Raw genomic sequence first — 15,733 nt, 5'->3', positions numbered from 1 at the left:
GGCGGGCTGGGGACTATGGCCGCGTGATCGTAGCCTATGTGCGCGACGGCAAGGATCGCGGGTTTGGTAGCGTCGTTTCCCTCCCGGAGATCGCCTGCCGAAAGACGCTTCTGAAGACCGCCGACGGTGAGCAGCACCTTCTCTTACGCGACCGAAGGCGGGTGGCGCAGGTGAGATGCGTAGGCCAAGACATCCGCGTCGATCCCTTCGCGCTCGAACTTGTGGTAGATCAGTTCCCCGACGTTGAAAGCCGCCAACGCTACATCCGGCGATTTGCGGACCTCTATCGGGGTCGGCGTCTCGGCGGCCCGAAGAGCGGATGGACGGTCGAGGCGATGCGCCATCGCGACGCCCTGGCGGCGCTGGACCGGCGAATGGAGGGGTACTCCTATCGCAAAATTGCGGTCTTTCTCTACGGCGAAAAGGCGGTCGGGGACGACTGGACCAGCCCAGACCAATCAATGAAGAACCGCGTCATCCGCAGCGTCAAACGCGGCGCCCGGATGATGAACGGCGGCTACAGAGCGCTGCTCGCCTGACCGCTCCGGCGCCGAGCGGGGGTATCGTTCCGGCGAATGGCTGCCGACGATACTGCCGCAGAGGCGCAGGCCCGCTCATCCTTCCCCGGCATGGAGCAGTTTCGCTGATGTCGGAGGAACTATGACTGAGCATGACATACAGGTGGCACAGGACGGGCCTTTCTTGACGACGCAAGAGGCGGCGCGTTTCCTCAAGCTAAAGCCCAACACGCTGGAGAAGATGCGCGTCTATGGCGGCGGTCCGCAATACCGCAAGCACGGTCGGCACGTCCGCTACCACATCGACGATCTGACCGCCTGGTCGGACATGCGGAAGAAGGATTCGACTTCCGATGTCTGAGCAATTGACGCGCGTCGAGATCGCCTTCTACCCGGAACATCTGAACCACTGGCTGCGTTTCGGCGAACCCGACGAGCAGCATGATCTGGACCGGCGTCGCGCGCTCGCCTTGTTCAAACCGGGGCGCGTGTTCGGCTATGTGCGCTGGTGTGCCAACGAATACGGCACGCAGGATTGGCGGTTCACCATCGTCAAAACCGTCGCACCTTCGCTTTTGTTGAGCCGTATCGAGGGCATTGATCCCGGCGGCGAAGTGCTTCTACTCGTCACCGGCAACACCAAGGTCAAACGCGCTTTGTTGCAGATCGACGCGCTTGAAGCGGGCGGCTTCGAGCCGGTTGACGTATCTCCCGCCTATTATCGCCACGTCCACAATCGGATCAGTGCGGGGCAGCCGGTCCGGGCCTATTCGACGGCCCAGCATGAAGCGCATGTGGCGGCTGGGTTCGTGAACAAAGGGGTGGCGTCATGAGCCGCATGCTCCTGTTCGGGACTGCGCTTCCGGTGCTCGCTTTGGCGTTCGCGTCGGTCGTCAACCTGCCGAAAAAGCTGATCTACAACGCCTCCGAAAGCGCACCGGTCGGCTTCTACTGGATTGATCAGCAGTCGATTTCGCGGGGCGATTACGTTTATGTCCGGGTGCCTGAGCGGGTTCGCGATCTCGTCATCGAGCGCGGATATTTGCCGCCCGACGTGCCGCTTGTGAAGCGTGTTGTCGGCTTAGACGGCGACCGAATCTGCCGTGCCGGGACCGAGATTTCCGTCAACGGAGCGGTGGTCGCGACGGCGGAAAGGCGAGATGGACTGGGCCGAGCAATGCCCGACTGGCACGGCTGTCACATCCTAACCGACCGGACGGTTTTTCTGCTGCAAGACCATCCGCGATCCTTCGATGGCCGTTATTTCGGCCCGGTAGATCGGCGGCTGATCATCGGACGGGCGACGCCTTTGCGCTTGGCCTGGCGGAAGGACAATCGAAGTTGATCCAGCGAAAGAAAGGAGTTGGAGCGTGGGAGGGGTCTGAGGTGGCGGAGGGCAAGATAAAAGCAATGGCGTCAAAGACGCCCAATGCCTTGTCTGCACATCTCTTTTTTGGCGCCTGGCCGATTTAGACGACTCCCCGTTTCGGCGTAACCCTTTAAGCCGGTTTGGATATTCATGATGTCACCTTGTTTCCGTCGTTGTGGGCGCTGATCTCGACCCCATGGCTACAGACGGCGAAGACCGCTTCAAACCGAAGCTCGGCAAGATCCGGTCCCTCGGCGACAGGAAGGCCAAGACCTATCTGCAGCGGGTGCTGCATGCGGCGAGTCTCTCCGGACCGGGCTTTCGGCGCATGGGAGCCTCCGCGTTCAGCGGGTCCCGGATCGGGCGCGGCGGCGGATGGGGAACGGGCGCGGCGATGCGGCGTGGACGGATCACCGGTCGGCGGCGGGTCATCGTCAAGACGCGGATTGTCAAGCTGCAAGGCCAAGGCATCGGCGCGGCCAAGGCGCACCTCAAATATATCCAGCGCGACGGCGTCACCCGAGAGGGCGAGCCCGGCCAGCTCTATGACGCGACGAGCGGCGAGGCGGACGGCAAGGGTTTTCTGGAACGCAGCGACGGCGACCGCCATCAGTTCCGCTTCATCGTCTCGCCGGAGGACGGGGCCGAGCTTGACGATCTCAAGCCCTTCGTGCGCGGCCTGATGGCCGAGATGGAACGCGACCTCGACACCCGCCTCGACTGGGTGGCGGTCGACCACTTCAACACCGACAATCCTCACAGTCATATCGTGCTGCGCGGCAAGGACGAGCTTGGCAAGGACTTGGTGATCGCGCGCGACTATATTTCCCATGGCATCCGCGAGCGGGCGAGCGAGCTTCTGACCCTGGAGCTCGGCCCGGTCACCGAGCTTCAAATCCAGCAGGGCTACGCGCGCGAGGTCGACCAAGAGCGCTTTACAAGGCTCGACCGTGAAATCCTGGCGCAAGCGGAGGACGGCATGGTCGATCTGCGTCAAGATCCGAAAGGCAACTTCGCGCGCTTCAAGCACACACTGAAGATCGGCCGCCTGCAGAGGCTCGAACGCATGGGCCTTGCCGAACCGGCCAGGGCCAAGCGCTGGCGGCTGGCGGCAGGCCTAGAAACCACGCTACGCGATATGGGCACGCGCGGCGACATCATCCGGACGATGCACCGCGAGATGCGGAGCGCGGGCGTGGAGCGGGCCGGCGCCGATCACGCGATCTTCGATCCCGCGCAGCCGACCGCGCGGATCGTCGGGCGGGTCGTGGCGCGCGGTCTCTCCGACGAGCTCAACGACCGGCACTATCTGATCGTCGACGGAACGGACGGGCGCACCCACTATGCGGAGGTGGGCGAGCTTGCCGATCCCGGCGATTACAAACCGGGCGCCATCGTCGCCGTCGAGAGCAAACCGGTCGAACCGCGCCGCGCGGATCGCACCATCGCCGAGATCGCCGAGCAAAGCGGCGGTCTCTACAGCGAGGCGCTGCACCGCGCCGCCGATCCGCGCGCGTCCGCAGAGTATGTCCGCGCTCATGTCCGGCGGCTCGAAACCATGCGCCGGGCCGGCTTCGCCGAGCGCTTCGCCGACGGCTCTTGGGCGATCCCCGAGGACTTCCTCGACAAGGCGCGCGCCTATGAGGAGCGCAATCGGATGCGCCAGCCCGCGCGCCTGGTCCTGATGTCGAGCGTCGGACTCGACCAGATGGGCGAGAGGGAGGGTGCGACCTGGCTGGACCGTCAACTCGTGTCCGATCGGCCGGAACCATTGCGGGCCAGCGGCTTCGGACGGGAGGCGCAGGACGCCATCGAGCGACGCCGCCGTTGGTTGTTGAGTCAGGGTCTCGCGCAGGAGAGCGATGGCCGGGCTGTCTACCAGCGCAATCTGCTGATCGAGCTTCGGCGCCGCGAGGTGAGCGCTGCCGCTGAGAGGTTATCGAAGGAGCTTGGCAAATCGTTCGCGGAACCGCTCGATGGCGAGCGCATCGAGGGCGTCTACCGAAGGCCGCTCAGGCTCGCCAGCGGCAAGTTCGCCGTGATCGAAAAATCGAAGGAGTTCACGCTGGTACCGTGGCGGTCGGTCCTGGAACGCCGGCGTGGTCAGATCGTCGGCGGCGTGATGCGCGGGGCGACGGCGTCCTTCGAGTTCGGCAGGAAGCGCGGGATCGGAATAGGATAACCTAGTCGGCAGGTGCCTCGTTCGCTTGCGGCCCGTCGCTCTCCCCATCGATGTGCAAATACTGATAATAAAACAGCGCCTTAATGAGATGATGCAAGCGATGCATCTCTCGGTAGGCGATCAGAATACGTCTCATGAATTCGAGGAAGGATAAGGTTCTTGGGGCGCTTGCTTCCAAGCCATCCTTTCGTGGGTGGTAGGTTATGACCTGACTGACTTCATCGTATTCGGTTTTGAAGTGGGCAATGGCATTGCGCAACTGATTGTCGGCTGCACCGTCTTGCATTTCATACCAGGGGTCGTCGATGAAACCCATCTTTCGACCGAAATCGACCTTAGCGAACTCATCAAGGTTTGCTGGAGTGAAATCTCTTCCATTGGCCGTAAGTCCGATTCCCGGCAAAAAAGCATCATGATTAGCGCGCTTTTGAAGATTATTCACCGCTGCAACTAGGACAAACTGCCGTGACACAAGCTCGGCGATATCTTTGTATAGGTCCTTGTAGCTCTGAAATTCGGCCGTCGAAACACGCATGGCCACCGGTGCGGATTTGTACTCTTCGTCGAAGTCGAGAAATAGCGCTGGCCGCAATGCCAGCTCGGCACTCAAGATCCTTGAATAGATGCTCAAGCAGTCGTGCTGCAGTGTCGTCAAAAATCTCGTCGCAAGGATTTCCTCTACGAATTTTCTTAGAGCTGGTCTCGAGTCCTTATGTATCGGGCCAAGCGTGGTGAGAAACAGATCAACAGCATCTTCGTTCGCTCCTGGCGGTGCGAAGGGCCACATCATGACGGCGAGAAGATTGTAGAGCGCTGCGTTATAGTCTTCCGGCTTTTCTGAAGCGACTTCGGTCTTGAAGCGTTTCTTAGCTACTAACTTAAACGGCGTTTTCTTGTCGCGTACGTAGTGCTTTAGGGCTGTCGCAAAAACACGCTGATCGCCATGATGTTCGTCTAGGTACCTTAACCGCTGCGCATGAAGCTGCATCTCTTCATGGCCTATGCGCTGAGCTGCTCGCATGAACGGCGTTTCGCCCATGACGTACTTCTCAAACGTGACGGGGAAATCGAGATGGAGATCGACAAAATTTGTCTCCTGATCGAATGGCTGCATTGTTTCGATCTGATCCGCTCCGACAATATCGGCCGATGTGGGCCGGATGGTCAGATCGATGGTCTGGGCACAGGTTTGACAAGCGAACCCGAGAGGCTGGACAGATCGATTAGACATGCCAATCCGACAATTGGTTGGCTCTCCGCAACTATGGCACCTCAAGGTGATGTTGATGTTCAAGTAACTCTCCCCCGCCCATCCGCTGCGGGCATAGGCTTGCGCCGCGTTTCAAAACGTCCTGAACGAACGTTTTTGGAAATCTTCAATCTGCGTCAGTCTCTACATCGCACGAACAGTTTCTCCGCCCCACCCAGGAACAACGCTTCCGGAGAAAACCCGCCGCTGGTGGCCGCAAGCCTAAGCTCTGACCCGTCTACGTCTTTGAGGTCGAACTGGACAGTCTCATTGATGACGCCCGACTGGAGGTCCTGCCGGAAGCGGTCATATTCGACCCGGTGGTTGAAGCTCATGATGACCGTGCCGTCGCGCAGCTCCCATCGGCCGGTGCGCCATGGCAGGAGGCCAACATCCTGGTTTGACGCGCGCCACCATTCGACCGTGCCGGCGCCGTCGCGCTCGAACAGGATCACGCTCTCGTTGGCGCAGTCGGACTGACTGGCGGACCAGACACCGGTCAGCGCGGCGCGGTCACCGCCGGTTACCCGCCCAATCAGCCCTGCCGGCTGCGCCTGCGCAACACTTTCCGCAAGCGCCGCGTTATAGGTGGCGCGGATCTCGGCGATCTCCGCGGCGCGCTCGTTTGCGCGGGCTCGATCCGCCGCCTCCCGTTCGGCCTTTGCTGCGGCCAGCCGCGCATCCCGATCCGCAATGATCGCTGCGGCGGCATCATCAGCGCCGCCGGCGGCGACGGTGTTGCGGCGAATCCGAAGTTGATACGCGCCGGTAAACGAGGAGACCATTGCGTCGAGGACGCGGGCGTCGCCCATAACCCGGCCCTGCGCATCGGGCGCGCCATTGCCGACAATGATCCCGGCGACCTTGCGCTGGTTCGACGGATTGGCGCCGAGCGAGCGGCAGAGCTCGGCATAATGGTTCATGCCAGTGAGCGCGGCGGTTTCGATCAGGGCATCGTCGCGCAGTTGATCTCGATTTTCGAACAGAAGAACGATCTCGCCGAGCTCGTGGCATTTCGGGTCGCCGGGATTCAGAACATGGAGGGCGACATCGACGGGCTCGTCATAGACGAACCAGGCGGGTCCGCCGTCGAAGGCACGGACCTCATATTCCACCGCTGTTGCTGCGTTGGCAATGCTGCACGCGGCAAATGAGAGCACCGCGAGACCCCGCAGGGCGGAACGACAAGCGAAACGCATAGATCATCTCCTTTTCAGCCCCCGCGAATCCCCCGTCAGACAGCGTTTGCGCGCTTTCGCGATACGCCACCGCTTCAATCCAACACCATCAAAGATCATAGCGATTCCGGCCGTCAAAAATAAGTCCGGATGATCTTGGGTTATCTTTCCCTTAACTGGCGCTTGCTTCTTTATTTATGAACACTTGGATCATCTTGGAAGTTACCTCATTGATTAAACGCTGATTTCACCGCGATCTTTTGCTGACTTCACAGGGCGTTTTGCTCGAACGAAAGCGGCAAGAGATCGATGACTCCAACCAAGCTCCTTATCGGCCAGATAATCACCGTCTTCGCCATCGTGATCGGTGTGGTCTGGTTCGCGACGCAGTGGGCGGCAGGACAGCTTGGGTACCAGCCGCGCCTCGGCCCGGCTTGGGTATCGATCGGCGACTATCCGGTCTATCTGCCGTGGCGGCTATTCGAGTGGTGGTACGCCTATGAGGCCTACGCCCCGGCGATTTTCAACCGCGCCGGGGCCATGGCGGCGGCGGGCGGCGTCCTCGGCGTCGTCGTCGCCATTATCGGATCGCTCTGGCGGGCGCGGCAGAACCGGCTGGTCACCACTTACGGTTCGTCGCGCTGGGCGTCGAAGACGGAGATCGAGAAGGCGGGGCTGTTGGACCCCGCGGGCGTTTTTCTCGGGGTCCTGAAAGGCCGCTATCTGCGCCATGACGGGCCGGAACACATCATGTGCTTCGCGCCGACGCGATCCGGCAAGGGCGTGGGGCTCGTCGTCCCGACCTTGCTGAGCTGGCCGCATTCCGCCGTCATCCACGACATCAAGGGTGAAAATTGGCAGCTAACCGCCGGCTGGCGAGAGCGCTTCTCGCATTGTCTTTTGTTCAATCCGACGGATCCGGCGAGCGCCAGATACAACCCGCTCCTGGAGGTGCGTAAAGGCCGCAACGAGGTCCGCGACGTCCAGAACATCGCCGACATCCTGGTCGATCCCGAAGGCAGTCTGGAGCGGCGGACACACTGGGAGAAAACCGGCCATTCACTCCTCGTCGGCGTGATCCTCCACATCCTTTACGCCGAGAAAGAGAAGACCCTCACCCGCGTGGCGGCCTTCTTGTCCGATCCCTCACGCTCCTTCGAGCGGACGCTCCGGGTCATGATGAGCACCAACCATCTCGGTACGGAGGACGGTCCGCAAGTCCATCCGGTCGTTGCCCAGGCCGCACGCGAGCTTTTGAACAAGTCGGAAAACGAGCGCTCCGGCGTCCTTTCTACCGCCATGTCCTTTCTCGGGCTCTATCGCGATCCGACGGTAGCGGAGACGACGAGCGCCTGCGACTGGCGCATCGCCGATTTGATGGACGCGGAACGGCCGGTCTCGCTTTACCTGGTCATTCCGCCCTCGGACCTGTCACGCACCAAGCCGCTGGTGCGTCTCGTGCTCAACCAGATCGGCCGCCGGCTCACTGAGCGCCTTCAGGGCGATCCTGACCAGCGACACCGCCACCAACTCCTGATGATGCTCGACGAATTTCCCGCGCTCGGGCGGCTCGACTTCTTCGAGAGCGCGCTTGCCTACAAGGCCGGCTACGGCATCCGCAGCTTTCTGATCGCGCAGTCGCTCAACCAGATCTCCAAGGCCTATGGCGAGAACAACGCCATTCTCGACAATTGCCATGTCCGGGTCGCGTTTGCGTCGAACGACGAGCGCACGGCCAAACGCATCTCGGACTCGCTCGGCACCGCGACGGAGCTGCGCGCCCAGCGTAACTATGCCGGCCACCGGCTCGCGCCCTGGCTGGCGCACGTCATGGTCTCGCGGCAGGAGACGGCGCGGCAACTCCTGACTCCCGGCGAGGTGATGCAGCTCCCGGCGGACGAGGAGATCGTCATGGTCTCCGGCCAGCCGCCGATCCGCGCCAGGAAGCTGCGTTACTTCGAGGACGCCAACTTCACGGGCCGGGTGTGCCCCCCGCCGGGCCTATTGGCGGACGGTCACTATGCGGATCGTCCGCCCTCCCGCCCCGACGACTGGTCGGGACAGGTGCGCAAGCCCCACGCCGATCTCATCAAGCCCTGGTCCGAACTCGTTTCCGGTGGCGAAGAGGACGAAGGCGGTCTCAAGCGCCACCCCGCGCTGCCGGAAGAAGCGCCTGCGAAACATCAGCCTGAACGCGCGCCGGACGCGGGGCTGGTCGATGACGAGTTCGATCCCGCTGACGCCCGAAGGATGGATCAGCTCGCCCGCAATGCCGCAACCGTCCGCCGCGCCCACGCCATGGACCAGGCCGACGACGACCTGATCCCGAGCTTTTAGGGGAGATGCCGCCCATGAAACCCCGTCTCTGCGTCTATCTCTCCGATCAGGTGGATCAACGGCTTGGCGTGGCGGCCCGCCGGCCCGGCGCGTCGAAGTCCGCCATCACCGATGCGGCGCTTGCTGCCTTCCTGTCGCCGGAGCGGGACGATCAGCGCGACGCGGCGATCATCCGGCGGCTTGACCGCCTGTCCCGTCAGTTGGACCGGCTCGAGCGCGACCAGACGATCGTCTCTGAAAGCCTGGCGCTCTTCGTCCGCTACTACCTGACGATTACCCCGCCACTGCCCGAAGCGGAGCAGGACGCCGCACGCCCGCTCGGCAAGGAGCGTTTCGAGTTCTTCGTGGCGCAACTCGGCCGCCGCCTCGCGGGCGGCAAGATCATGATCCGCGACGTCCTCGAAGAGATCGCACCCAGCGAAGACGCCTTCTTCACCGAAGCCGAGATCGACGCGCTTCGTGCCGCAAAGGCAGCCTCATCTCCTAACGGCGGCGCCGGGAACGGTGGCGACCCGGAGGAGGCGAGCGATGACTGACCGCTTTCACCCCACAACCCTCGACCGGCAACGGACGATGCTGCGCACCGCCATGGGACCCGCGATCGCAACCGCGCTTATCGATCCGGCTGTCATCGAAGTGATGGTCAATCCCGACGGGCGGCTCTGGATCGACCGCCATGGCGACGGCCGCGTCGACACCGGCGAACGGCTAGAGGTGTCAGAGGCCGAGCGGATTATCCGGCTGGTCGCGAGTCATATCGGACAGGAATGCCATCGCGACCGGCCTGTTGTATCGGCGGAGCTTCCGGAAACCGGAGAGCGGTTCGAAGGCCTGTTACCCCCGGTGTCGCCAAGTCCGTGCTTCGCGATCCGCAAGCCCGCGAGAGTGCTCTACCGGCTCTCCGACTATGTCGACGCCCAGATCATGACGCCACTGCAGGCGAAGGCGCTGCGGGAGGCTGTCGAAGCACAAAAGAACATCGTCGTCGTGGGCGGCACCAGTTCCGGCAAGACCACCCTTGTCAATGCGCTCCTCGCGGAGGTTGCTGCGAGCGGCGACCGGGTGATCCTGATCGAGGACACGCGCGAGCTCCATTGCGCGGCCGAGGATTGCGTCAGCCTGCGGACCAAGCCCGGCGTCGCCGCGCTATCCGATCTGGTGCGCTCGACGCTGCGGCTCCGGCCCGACCGGATCATCGTTGGCGAGGTGCGGGGGCCGGAAGCCCTCGACATGCTGAAGGCCTGGAACACCGGCCATCCGGGCGGAATCACCACGCTGCACGCCAACTCCGCCCATGCCGGCCTCTATCGGCTCGAACAGCTCATCCAGGAAGTGGTCGTCACGGTCCCGCGCCGGCTGATCGCCGAGGCGATCGACATCGTCGTGTTCCTGAAGGGTCGCGGGTCGACGCGCCGTGTCGAGACCGTCGCGGCGCTCGAAGGCCTCGCCTCGGACGGAGATTACCGGCTCAAGCCGCTGACCCCGATCCAACTCGTTCCATGCGTTTGACAAGAAGGAGATCTAAATGAACCTGTTCGGACCCGATCTTTACTCCCGTTTCCCATACCGGCAGGCGGTTTATCTCGGCCTTCTCATCGGATTGGCCTTTGTCTGGGCCGGTCCTGCCAACGCCGCCGGCTCCGGCATGCCCTGGGAGGCGCCGCTCACCGCGATCCTGGAATCGATCGAAGGGCCGGTCGCCCGCATCATCGCCGTGATCGTCATCGTCATCACCGGACTGTCGCTCGCCTTCGGCGAGTCGAGCGGTGGGTTCCGGCGACTGATCCAGATCGTCTTCGGACTCTCCATCGCCTTCGCCGCGACGAGCTTCTTCCTGTCCTTCTTCTCCTTCGGCGGCGGAGCGGTCATCGCATGACGGGCTCTCATCGCATGAGCGTGGCCGGTCACATCGAGGGCTTCGAGATCCCGCTGCACCGTGCGCTGACCGAACCGATCCTGATGGGCGGTGCGCCGCGGGGAGTGGCGATCTTCAACGGCACGCTCGCCGCCGCGTTGGGCTTGGGTCTTCAGCTCTGGCTGGCGGGCCTCATCGTCTGGATCGTCGGCCACAGCGCGGCTGTCTATGCCGCCAAGAAAGACCCGACCTTCATGGAGGTGCTCGTCCGGCACATTAGGCACAAGGGACATCTGTCGTGCTGAACCTTACCGAATACCGCAAGCGCCCTGCGCTGCTGGCCGACTATCTGCCCTGGGCCTGCCTCGTGGCGCCGGGCGTCGTCCTCAACAAGGACGGCAGCTTCCAGCGCTCGGCGCGCTTCCGCGGTCCCGACCTCGAGAGCGCCACCGAGTCCGAGCTTATCGGCACCTGCGCCCGCATCAACAATGTGCTGCGCCGCTTCGGATCGAACTGGGCGCTGTTCTTCGAGGCCGAACGCCACGCCGCGCGCGATTATCCGGCGTCCGACTTTCCTGACCCGGTCTCGCTGCTCGTGGACGAGGAACGGCGTGCTGCGTTCGAGCAGACGGACGCGCTGTTCGAGAGCAGTTATCTCCTGACCTTCGTCTATCTGCCGCCCGCCGAAACCATCGGCCGCATGGAAGGCATGCTGGTTGAGGGCGGGGACACAAGTCCGGGTCGGGGCCGGCCCGGTTCCGACTACCGCGACCATCTCGATGCCTTCGTTCAGCAGACGGATCGAGCGCTCGATCTCCTGGGTCAGCTCATGCCCGAGGTCGCGCCGCTCTCCGATGAAGAAACGCTGACCTATCTGCACAACTGCATTTCGAATAAACGGCATCCGATCGCGGCGCCCGAGATTCCTGTCTATCTCGATGCGGTCCTGGTCGACACCTCGCTGACCGGCGGGTTGGCGCCGATGCTGGGCGACGCCCACCTGCGCGTCCTGACCGTGCTCGGCTTTCCGGGTTCGACCACGCCGGGGCTGCTCGACGCTCTCAACCATCTCGGTTTCGAGTACCGCTGGATGACGCGGTTTTTGACCGTAGACAAGGCAGCGGCCGAAAAGGTGATCAAGCGCTTTCGACGGCAATGGTTCGCCAAGCGCAAATCAATCGCCGCCATCATCAAGGAGGTAATGACCAACGAGCAGTCGGTGCTTGTCGACACCGACGCCGACAACAAGACCGAAGATGCCGACATAGCGCTCCAGGAGCTCGGCGCCGATCTGGTCGCCTACGGCTATGTCACGACCACGTTCATCGTCTGGGATGAGGACGCGGGCACCGTCCGCGAGAAAATCCGCGCCGTCCAGCGTGTGATCGACGGGCGCGGCTTCGCGACCATCGAGGAGAGCGCCAACGCCGTCGAAGCCTGGCTGTCGTCGCTGCCCGGCCACGTCTACGCCAATGTCCGGCAGGCGCCGATCAACACGCTCAATCTCGCCCATCTTATGCCGCTCTCCGCCACCTGGGCCGGGCCGGCGCGCAATGACCATCTGGACGGCCCGCCGTTGATCACCGTGCGGACAAACGGCACGACACCGTTCCGGCTGGTCACCCATATCGGCGACGTCGGCCATACGCTGGTGGTCGGCCCGACCGGCGCCGGTAAATCGGTGCTGCTGTCGCTGATCGCGCTACAGTTTCGGCGTTACCCGGACGCGCAGATCACCCTGTTCGACAAGGGCGGGTCGGCGCGTGCGGCGGTTCTCGGCATGGGCGGCGACTGGTTCGATCTAGGCGCCGCTACGGAAGGTGTTGAGGACGCGCTCGCCTTCCAGCCGCTTGCCAGGATCGATCTGACGGCGGAGCGGTCCTTCGCGCAGGACTGGGTGCTCGGGCTTCTCGCCCACGAAGGCGTCGCGGTCACGCCGGAAGTCAAGGATGCAGTCTGGTCGGCGCTATCGAACCTCGCTGCCGCGCCGCAGCCGGAACGCACGCTGACCGGCCTCGCGACGCTGCTGCAACGAAGCGAACTGCGCCAGGCGCTTCAACCCTACACGCTTGAAGGCCCTTACGGCCGGCTGCTCGACGCCGATGACGACCGGCTCAAGCTAAGCGCCGTCCAGTGCTTCGAGATGGAAGAGCTGATGCACGAGACCGGCGCGGTGCTGCCGGTGCTGACCTATCTGTTCCACCGGCTCGAGGAGCGTTTCGACGGACGCCCGTCGCTGCTGATCCTCGATGAAGCGTGGCTCTTTCTCGACAACCCGGCCTTCGCCGCGCGCATCCGTGAATGGTTGAAGACGCTTCGTAAGCAGAACGTCTCCGTGGTCTTCGCAACGCAAGGCCTGTCGGACGTCGCCGGCAGTTCCATCGCGCCGGCGATTATCGAGAGCTGTCCGAGCCGCATCTTCCTGCCCAACGACCGGGCGATCGAGCCCCAGGCGAAAGCGGTTTACGAAGCCTTTGGCCTTAACGACCGTCAGATCGAGATCATCGCCAGCGCCGTGGAAAAGCGCGACTACTACTTTCAGTCGCGAAAGGGCAACCGGCTATTCGATCTCGATCTCGGACCCGTCGCGCTCGCCTTCACCGGCAGCAGCACCAAGCCCGACCACGCCCTGATGACCGAGCTGATCGCCGCCCACGGCGAAGAGGAGTTCGCGGATTCATGGCTGCGCGCCAAGGGACTCGATTGGGCCGCCGACCTGATCGTGCCCGATGAACTTCAGCACACAATCGAGCAGACAAAGGAGACCTTTCATGAAACCACCGCTTGAGATGGTAGGCGCGGTCGCGCTCGCCGCCGTGCTGGCCGCGCCGCCGGCGATGGCTGAGGAGAGTTGGCCGCACTGTTGGCGGGATGACGATTGCCCCGGCTATTTCTTGACTGTCATGACCGCCAGGGGCGATGCGCGGCTTTCCGTGTCGCGGTCCTGCAGCGGGGCGTGGGAGCATATCTGGAATAAGCGCGACGCCCGCGAGACCATTCGCCAATGGATCGACGACGAGGCTGCGACCGCGCGCGGATCGCTCTGCATTCCGCTTCATCCGGATGTGGACGAAATCCGCGTCGCCTCGATCGGCGGCCATTGCGGCGAAACCGACTTTCCAGAGATCGCCGCGGCCAACCGGCCAGGCGACGGCGCCGTCCTGCAGCGCGGCTATGGCGGGATAGCATCCGCGACCTTTGAAGGTTGCCACGCCCGTATCGGACTGAGCCCGGATGTGAGCGAGGTCGCCTATGGCGGCGTGGCGCTCGACTTCACCGACGGCTACGTCTTCGGCGACACCTACGCCGATGGCCATTTCTACGGCGTTTATGACGGCTTCGGAACCGGCCGTGTAAGGCCCTTCGGTGCCTCCGTCGCCGCCATCAGTGAATTCAACACTTACCACTACCGCGTCGAGATCCTGGCCAACGGCCGGGAGAGCTGGACGTGGGGAGACGATGAGGAGAACGACAAATGAAACTTCTGAAACACCGACTTCTGTCCGCTTGCGCCGCTCTGGCGCTCAGCTTGTCCACGTTGAGTATCACCGCGCCACCGGCGCACGCGATCACGGTCTTCGATCCGGCCAACTACAGCCAGAACCTGCTGACCGCCGTTCGCTCGCTGCAACAGATCAACAACCAGATCCAGCAGCTCACCAACGAGGCGCAAATGCTGGTCAACCAGGCGCAGAACCTCGCCAACCTGCCGACCTCGGTGGCCGGGAACCTACAAGCCTCCTTGCGCCAGGTCGATACGTTGATCCGGAACGCGCGAGGCATCGCCTATCAGGTATCGGAGATCGACAGCACCTACCGCAGGCTGTTCCCCGAAGAGTATGCCGCGGCCGTCTCTAACTCCCGGATCGTCCAGGACGCGCAGGAGGCATGGCTGCTCGCCCGTGGCGGCTTCCAGCATAGCCTCGAAGTCCAGGCCGAAGTGGTGGGCCAGGTTCGCACCGACACTTTCGTCCTCGACCGACTGGTCGCCGAGAGCCAGGGGGCGGTCGGCAATCTGCAGGCGGTTCAGGCCGGCAATCAACTGACCGCGCTGGCCGCCAAGCAATCGATGCAGCTCCAGACCTTGCTTGCCGCCTCCGCCCGTGCCGACGCGCTGGAGAGCGCTAGCGCCATCGCCGCCCGCGAACAGGCCCGCGCCCGCTTCGCGCGCTTCATGGGCGATGGCAGCAGCTACAGCCGCTAGGGCTTAGGGATACGCGTAATGGATGATGTCGGCGTCATCGATCAGTTCACGGAGACCTTCGTCAGGTACATCGATTCCGGCTTCGGATTCCTCGGGCCGGACGTTGCGTTCCTGACGACGATCCTGATCGGCATCGACATCACGCTCGCCGGCTTGTTCTGGGCACTCTCCGACGACAAGTCGGTTATTCCCGCTCTCATCAAAAAGGTGCTCTATGTCGGCGCCTTTGCCTTCATCCTGAACAACTTCTCCTTCCTTGCCGATGTCATCTTCGACTCGTTTGCGGGACTGGGGTTGCGGGCGAGCAATTCTCCTATCACGGCCGACGACCTGATGCGGCCGGGCTTCGTCGCCAACACGGGCTTTGTCGCCGCCGATCCGCTTCTCAGAGAGGTGAAAGAGCTTCTCGGACCCATCGCCTTCTTCGAGAACTTCGTTCAGATCGCGGTGCTGATGGTGGCCTGGATCATCGTGCTGCTCGCTTTCTTCATTCTCGCCATCCAGCTCTTCATCACCATCCTCGAGTTCAAACTGACCACGTTGGCCGGTTTTATACTCGTGCCCTTCGCGCTCTGGAACAAGACGGCCTTCCTCGCCGAACGGGTGCTCGGCAACGTGGTCGCGGCCGGCATCAAGCTGATGGTGCTCGCGGTCATCGTCGGCATCGGCTCCACCTTGTTCGGGTCGTTCGCCGCGTCCTTTGCGGGCGACGAGATCACCATCGAACAGGCGCTCTCGACCGTTCTCGGCGCGTTGGCGATCTTCATGCTCGGCATCTTCGGACCCGGCATCGCCGCCGGCCTGGTCTCCGGTGCGCCGCAACTCGGCGCGGGGGCCGCCG

Annotated in this window: 16 protein-coding genes; 14 read left to right on the top strand and 2 right to left on the bottom strand. The window is 63.1% G+C overall.

The features are described from left to right. Positions 1 to 23 precede the first annotated feature (23 nt). From TH25_RS16490 to rlxS, 5 genes are all read left to right on the top strand, one after another. On the top strand, positions 24 to 539 hold the full coding sequence (locus tag TH25_RS16490) for a DUF2285 domain-containing protein (protein WP_181847661.1): 516 nt from the start codon (positions 24 to 26) through the stop codon (positions 537 to 539). 121 nt (positions 540 to 660) lie between these two features. After that, positions 661 to 879, top strand: a complete 219-nt coding sequence (locus TH25_RS16485) for a helix-turn-helix transcriptional regulator (protein ID WP_114089459.1) — start codon at positions 661 to 663, stop codon at positions 877 to 879. Then, on the top strand, positions 872 to 1,351 hold the full coding sequence (locus TH25_RS16480) for a DUF2840 domain-containing protein (RefSeq protein ID WP_114089458.1): 480 nt from the start codon (positions 872 to 874) through the stop codon (positions 1,349 to 1,351). The genes TH25_RS16485 and TH25_RS16480 overlap by 8 nt, the downstream gene beginning before the upstream one ends. Beyond that, complete coding sequence (traF, locus tag TH25_RS16475; protein WP_114089457.1) at positions 1,348 to 1,863, top strand: conjugative transfer signal peptidase TraF; 516 nt, start codon at positions 1,348 to 1,350, stop codon at positions 1,861 to 1,863. Before TH25_RS16480 ends, traF begins: the two co-directional genes overlap by 4 nt. A 220-nt stretch (positions 1,864 to 2,083) precedes the next feature. Continuing rightward, complete coding sequence (rlxS, locus tag TH25_RS16470; protein ID WP_114089518.1) at positions 2,084 to 4,069, top strand: relaxase/mobilization nuclease RlxS; 1,986 nt, start codon at positions 2,084 to 2,086, stop codon at positions 4,067 to 4,069. Between the two features lies 1 nt (position 4,070). Here the strand turns inward: rlxS and TH25_RS16465 are convergent, their stop codons facing one another. Both TH25_RS16465 and TH25_RS16460 read right to left on the bottom strand, forming a co-directional pair. Continuing rightward, positions 4,071 to 5,363: a hypothetical protein gene (locus tag TH25_RS16465; RefSeq protein WP_147253035.1), complete on the bottom strand. Its 1,293-nt coding sequence runs from the start codon at positions 5,361 to 5,363 to the stop codon at positions 4,071 to 4,073. A gap of 92 nt (positions 5,364 to 5,455) precedes the next feature. Further along, complete coding sequence (locus tag TH25_RS16460) at positions 5,456 to 6,517, bottom strand: hypothetical protein (RefSeq protein WP_114089455.1); 1,062 nt, start codon at positions 6,515 to 6,517, stop codon at positions 5,456 to 5,458. Between the two features lie 288 nt (positions 6,518 to 6,805). On the opposite strand from TH25_RS16460, the gene TH25_RS16455 reads away from it, so the two are divergent. The 9 genes from TH25_RS16455 to trbL form a co-directional block, all read left to right on the top strand. Next, positions 6,806 to 8,833, top strand: a complete 2,028-nt coding sequence (locus tag TH25_RS16455; RefSeq protein ID WP_114089454.1) for a conjugal transfer protein TraG — start codon at positions 6,806 to 6,808, stop codon at positions 8,831 to 8,833. Positions 8,834 to 8,847: 14 nt separating this feature from the next. Continuing rightward, positions 8,848 to 9,369, top strand: a complete 522-nt coding sequence (locus TH25_RS16450) for a CopG family transcriptional regulator (RefSeq protein ID WP_258549192.1) — start codon at positions 8,848 to 8,850, stop codon at positions 9,367 to 9,369. Beyond that, the gene (gene trbB / locus TH25_RS16445) at positions 9,362 to 10,342 is read left to right on the top strand and encodes a P-type conjugative transfer ATPase TrbB (protein ID WP_258549191.1); all 981 of its coding nucleotides are present in this window, start codon (positions 9,362 to 9,364) and stop codon (positions 10,340 to 10,342) included. The genes TH25_RS16450 and trbB overlap by 8 nt, the downstream gene beginning before the upstream one ends. A gap of 16 nt (positions 10,343 to 10,358) precedes the next feature. Further along, positions 10,359 to 10,709, top strand: a complete 351-nt coding sequence (locus TH25_RS16440; protein WP_114089453.1) for a TrbC/VirB2 family type IV secretion system protein — start codon at positions 10,359 to 10,361, stop codon at positions 10,707 to 10,709. 14 nt (positions 10,710 to 10,723) lie between these two features. Continuing rightward, positions 10,724 to 10,993, top strand: coding sequence for a VirB3 family type IV secretion system protein (locus TH25_RS16435; protein ID WP_114089516.1), 270 nt, complete (start codon positions 10,724 to 10,726; stop codon positions 10,991 to 10,993). Further along, the gene (trbE, locus tag TH25_RS16430; protein ID WP_114089452.1) at positions 10,987 to 13,476 is read left to right on the top strand and encodes a conjugal transfer protein TrbE; all 2,490 of its coding nucleotides are present in this window, start codon (positions 10,987 to 10,989) and stop codon (positions 13,474 to 13,476) included. Before TH25_RS16435 ends, trbE begins: the two co-directional genes overlap by 7 nt. Then, positions 13,460 to 14,167 (top strand): hypothetical protein, encoded by a 708-nt coding sequence (locus tag TH25_RS16425; RefSeq protein WP_114089451.1) that lies wholly within the window; start codon positions 13,460 to 13,462, stop codon positions 14,165 to 14,167. Before trbE ends, TH25_RS16425 begins: the two co-directional genes overlap by 17 nt. Next, on the top strand, positions 14,164 to 14,892 hold the full coding sequence (gene trbJ / locus TH25_RS16420; RefSeq protein WP_114089450.1) for a P-type conjugative transfer protein TrbJ: 729 nt from the start codon (positions 14,164 to 14,166) through the stop codon (positions 14,890 to 14,892). Before TH25_RS16425 ends, trbJ begins: the two co-directional genes overlap by 4 nt. Before the next feature lie 18 nt (positions 14,893 to 14,910). Next, positions 14,911 to 15,733: P-type conjugative transfer protein TrbL (gene trbL, locus TH25_RS16415; protein ID WP_114089449.1), on the top strand; the 823-nt coding region annotated here is incomplete at its 3' end.

Source organism: Thalassospira profundimaris (assembly GCF_003326755.1).
Classification (GTDB): Bacteria; Pseudomonadota; Alphaproteobacteria; order Rhodospirillales; family Thalassospiraceae; genus Thalassospira; species Thalassospira profundimaris_B.
The sequence above is the reverse complement of the archived record's forward strand: the minus strand, read 5'-3'. Positions and strand labels throughout refer to the sequence as shown.

What these genes read in the sequence shown, in the direction of transcription:
- TH25_RS16485 (WP_114089459.1), top strand. Translation starts at nt 661, where the DNA reads ATGACTGAGCATGACATACAGGTGGCACAGGACGGGCCTTTCTTGACG.
- TH25_RS16480 (WP_114089458.1), top strand. Translation starts at nt 872, where the DNA reads ATGTCTGAGCAATTGACGCGCGTCGAGATCGCCTTCTACCCGGAACAT.
- traF (WP_114089457.1), top strand. Translation starts at nt 1,348, where the DNA reads ATGAGCCGCATGCTCCTGTTCGGGACTGCGCTTCCGGTGCTCGCTTTG.
- rlxS (WP_114089518.1), top strand. Translation starts at nt 2,084, where the DNA reads ATGGCTACAGACGGCGAAGACCGCTTCAAACCGAAGCTCGGCAAGATC.
- TH25_RS16460 (WP_114089455.1), bottom strand. Translation starts at nt 6,517, where the DNA reads ATGCGTTTCGCTTGTCGTTCCGCCCTGCGGGGTCTCGCGGTGCTCTCA.
- TH25_RS16455 (WP_114089454.1), top strand. Translation starts at nt 6,806, where the DNA reads ATGACTCCAACCAAGCTCCTTATCGGCCAGATAATCACCGTCTTCGCC.
- TH25_RS16450 (WP_258549192.1), top strand. Translation starts at nt 8,848, where the DNA reads ATGAAACCCCGTCTCTGCGTCTATCTCTCCGATCAGGTGGATCAACGG.
- trbB (WP_258549191.1), top strand. Translation starts at nt 9,362, where the DNA reads ATGACTGACCGCTTTCACCCCACAACCCTCGACCGGCAACGGACGATG.
- TH25_RS16440 (WP_114089453.1), top strand. Translation starts at nt 10,359, where the DNA reads ATGAACCTGTTCGGACCCGATCTTTACTCCCGTTTCCCATACCGGCAG.
- TH25_RS16435 (WP_114089516.1), top strand. Translation starts at nt 10,724, where the DNA reads ATGAGCGTGGCCGGTCACATCGAGGGCTTCGAGATCCCGCTGCACCGT.
- TH25_RS16425 (WP_114089451.1), top strand. Translation starts at nt 13,460, where the DNA reads ATGAAACCACCGCTTGAGATGGTAGGCGCGGTCGCGCTCGCCGCCGTG.
- trbJ (WP_114089450.1), top strand. Translation starts at nt 14,164, where the DNA reads ATGAAACTTCTGAAACACCGACTTCTGTCCGCTTGCGCCGCTCTGGCG.